Source organism: Azospirillum aestuarii (assembly GCF_016632405.1).
Taxonomy (GTDB): domain Bacteria; phylum Pseudomonadota; class Alphaproteobacteria; order Azospirillales; family Azospirillaceae; genus Azospirillum; species Azospirillum aestuarii.
In genome coordinates, this window is record NZ_JAEPIV010000009.1 from 3509 (window position 1) to 6758 (window position 3250).

The window sequence follows — 3250 nt, forward strand, 5'->3', positions numbered from 1 at the left end:
CCAAGAAGCCGGTCGTCGGCTTCATCGCCGGCCGCACCGCGCCTCCGGGCCGCCGCATGGGCCATGCCGGCGCGGTGATCTCCGGCGGCAACGATACCGCCGACTTCAAGATCGACTTCATGAAGTCGGTCGGCATCGCCGTCGCCGACAGCCCCGCCAGCCTGGGTTCCACCATGCTGAAGGTCTTCAAGGGCTGATCCGTTTTCGTCGCTGTAGTGTTTTCCCCGAAGTGACTGGCCGCGCCGGCAACGGCGCGGTCTTCTTTGTTGTGTATAGGGCAGGGCTGGGTGCTGTTTCCGCAATGTGGAAAGCCGTCGAAGAAGCGTTGCGGCGAATGGTATGACCAGTCATCTTTGTCTTGCACAGGGTGCTTCACCCTTTGTATCGGGCGGGTTGTTGCTCTGCATTTATGCGAGCCTCTCGAAATCACTGGCCGTGCTGGCGACAGCACGGCCATTTTTTTTCGTTCCTTACCTATTGTTCCGTTGTCCGTGCGAGCGCCAGGAAGCCGGCGATGTAGTCCACGCACTCCTCGCCGCGGCGGACGCCAAGATGAATGCTCTTGCCGATCCCCTCGGTTCCCAACCGCACACTGCGGATGGGCAGACCGGCGCCGCCCTCCCGCACCAGCCAGTCCGGCAGGACGGTGACCCCGCGCCGGGCGGCGACGAGCTGGAGCATCAGGTCGGTCGACTCCGCGGTCTTGTGGCGGAGCGGACGGCAATGGGCGGGGACGAGGAAGCGGGTGTAGACGTCCAGCCGTTCCAGGCTGACCGGGACGGTGACCAACTCCTCCGCGCGAAGGTCTTCGGGTTGCGCCACGCCCCGCGTGGCGAGCGGATGCGCCTCATGCACCACGAGCACGAGTTCGTAGTCGAAGACCGGCGTGAACAGGACATCGGCGGTCTCGATGGGATCGGGCGTGACGAGCAGGTCGATCTCGTTGTCGAGCAATGCCGCCAAGCCATCGAAGCGGAAGGCGGTGCGGACCTCGAAATCCACGTCCGGCCATTGGGTGAGATAGCGGGCGGTCATCCGCATCAGCCAAGCTTGGCAGGGATGGCATTCCATGCCCACCCGGAACGCCCCGCGGCGGCCCGACGCGAAATCGTCGAGAACCCGTTCGGCGTGCTCGAACTGCGGCAGCAGGCGCTGCGCCAGCGCCAGAAGATGCCGGCCGGCCTGGGTGAAGCGGAGGCTGCGCCCCTTCTTCGTCCAGATTTCGACCCCGCAGCGCTCCTCGAACTTGCGCATCGTGTGGCTCAGCGCCGATTGGCTGAGATTCAGGCGTTCGGCGGCGGCGGTGACGCTGCCCGCCCGATCCACCTCCCGCAGAATCGCGAGAATCTGGCGGTCAAGCATCCATGACTCCGGCTCATCCAATCATGAGAATATACCACTTCTATTCATGATGGCGGGTCGGTAAGCCTGGGGCAACCGCCACAGAGCCAGTCCCGAGGACCGTCATGAGCCAAGCCGACACCAACTCTCTCGCGCATGGCCCTTACGCGCATGGGACGGGGAATGTTTTGCGGCTGTCGGCCGCGCAGGCGCTGGCCGGTGCCAACGCGGTGGTCGTCTACGCGACGGGGGGCATCGTCGGGCACACGCTGGCGCCCAGCCCGGCGTTCGCCACGCTGCCGCTCTCCGTCTTCGTCGTGGGAATGGCGGTCTGCACCATACCCGCCGGGGCCATCGCCCGGCGGCACGGGCGGCGTGCCGCCTTCCTGGCGGGGACGGGGTGCGGCGTGCTCGTCGGGCTGCTGTCCGCCCTGGCGGTGATTCTGGGGAGTTTCTGGCTGTTCTGCGCGGCGATGATCCCCGGCGGCGCCTACGCCGCCGTGGTCCTGTCCTTCCGTTTCGCCGCGACGGATTGCGTCGAACCGGAACGGCGCCCGCGGGCCATGTCGGCCGTGATGGCGGGCGGGGTGTTCGCCGGAGTCATCGGACCGCAGCTCGTCACCATCACGATGGATGTCTGGCCGCCGCACCTGTTCCTGGCGACCTTTGTCGCCCAGGCCGCCGTGGCGGCGCTGTCCGCCCTGGTGCTGGTCGGTGTGCGGCTGCCGATGCCGACCGCGGCGGAGGCAGCCGGTGGGAGGCCGCTCGGCGTCATCGCGCGCCAGCCGCGATTCGTCACCGCCGTGCTGTGCGGAGTCGTCTCCTACCTTCTGATGAACTTCATCATGACGGCGGCCCCGCTGGCGATGCGGCTGTGCGGCCTGTCGCAGGAGGTGTCCAACCTCGGCCTGCAATGGCACGTCATCGCCATGTACGCCCCAAGCTTCGTCACCGGACGGCTGGTCGAGCGGTTCGGCGCGTCCCGCATCGTGTTCGCCGGCCTGGGGCTGATCGCCGCCGCCGCCGTGGTCGGGCTGGGGGGTGTCGACGTGGCGCATTTCTGGGTGAGCCTGATCCTGTTGGGCGTCGGCTGGAACTTCGGCTTCCTCGGGGCCTCCGCGCTCGTTCTGGAATGCCACCGTCCGGAGGAGAAGACGCAGGTGCAGTCGCTCAACGACTTCATCGTGTTCGGGACGATGGCGCTGGGGTCCTTCGCGTCCGGAGGGCTGCTGGCGGCGTTCGGCTGGGACACGGTGCTTTGGGTGTCCTTCGTGCCTTTGGCGGCGGCCATCGCAGCACTCGCCGTCACGGCCTCGTCCCGCGCCGCGTCGGCGGCCGCCTGAAGCCGCTCGGCGCCTCGTCCGTTCGATTGCGAGGACACCATCAAGTCCCGCCCTCAGGGCGGGCTGACCCTCCCGGCCGTCCGGTTTTCGAAGGCCGAAAAAATTTTTGGATGAAAAGCGCGGCGCGTCAAAAGTTCGTGTTGCCAACAATCGTTTCCCTGGCATACCATATGCCGTATCTGGAGCGCCACGAACGCAGGGACAGCGTGACCGGTTCTCCAGCACACCATTGAACCATGACTCACATCGGCACGGAACAAGGCCGCCCATGACGCGGCGATGCGGACGCTCGCTCGGACGCCGCCTCGCCCGCCCAAGGGGACCCTCATGCCCGGTATCAAAGCGTCGCAATCCCACGGGAGGGAATGATGGTTGGATCGACAGAATCCCAGAGGCCAGCTTTTAACAGTTCCGGCGGCTCGAAGGCGCCCATCTCCGAAGGCGCGCGTTGGATGCAGATCATCGTCGGCATCGTCTGCATGGTGGCCGCGGCCAACATCCAGTATGCCTGGACGCTGTTCGTGCCGGAAATCCAGGCCACCCATGGCTGGACCCGCGCCTCGATC

General features: G+C 66.5%; 3 protein-coding genes and 1 pseudogene. 3 read left to right on the forward strand and 1 reads right to left on the reverse strand.

Annotated features, from left to right (window positions below):
- Positions 1 to 197 (forward strand): annotated as a pseudogene (locus JJL56_RS33165) (succinate--CoA ligase subunit alpha); the annotation flags it as partial.
- A gap of 277 nt (positions 198 to 474) precedes the next feature.
- On the opposite strand, the gene JJL56_RS16825 reads toward JJL56_RS33165, so the two are convergent.
- The gene (locus JJL56_RS16825; RefSeq protein WP_200485707.1) at positions 475 to 1362 is read right to left on the reverse strand and encodes a LysR family transcriptional regulator; all 888 of its coding nucleotides are present in this window, start codon (positions 1360 to 1362) and stop codon (positions 475 to 477) included.
- A gap of 104 nt (positions 1363 to 1466) precedes the next feature.
- On the opposite strand from JJL56_RS16825, the gene JJL56_RS16830 reads away from it, so the two are divergent.
- Both JJL56_RS16830 and JJL56_RS33170 read left to right on the forward strand, forming a co-directional pair.
- The gene (locus JJL56_RS16830; RefSeq protein ID WP_145626531.1) at positions 1467 to 2684 is read left to right on the forward strand and encodes an MFS transporter; all 1218 of its coding nucleotides are present in this window, start codon (positions 1467 to 1469) and stop codon (positions 2682 to 2684) included.
- A 452-nt stretch (positions 2685 to 3136) separates the two neighbouring features.
- A partial coding sequence (locus JJL56_RS33170) for a hypothetical protein (RefSeq protein ID WP_425599138.1) occupies positions 3137 to 3250 on the forward strand: 114 nt, incomplete at its 3' end.

What these genes read in the sequence shown, in the direction of transcription:
- JJL56_RS16830 (WP_145626531.1), top strand. Translation starts at nt 1,467, where the DNA reads ATGAGCCAAGCCGACACCAACTCTCTCGCGCATGGCCCTTACGCGCAT.
- JJL56_RS16825 (WP_200485707.1), bottom strand. Translation starts at nt 1,362, where the DNA reads ATGCTTGACCGCCAGATTCTCGCGATTCTGCGGGAGGTGGATCGGGCG.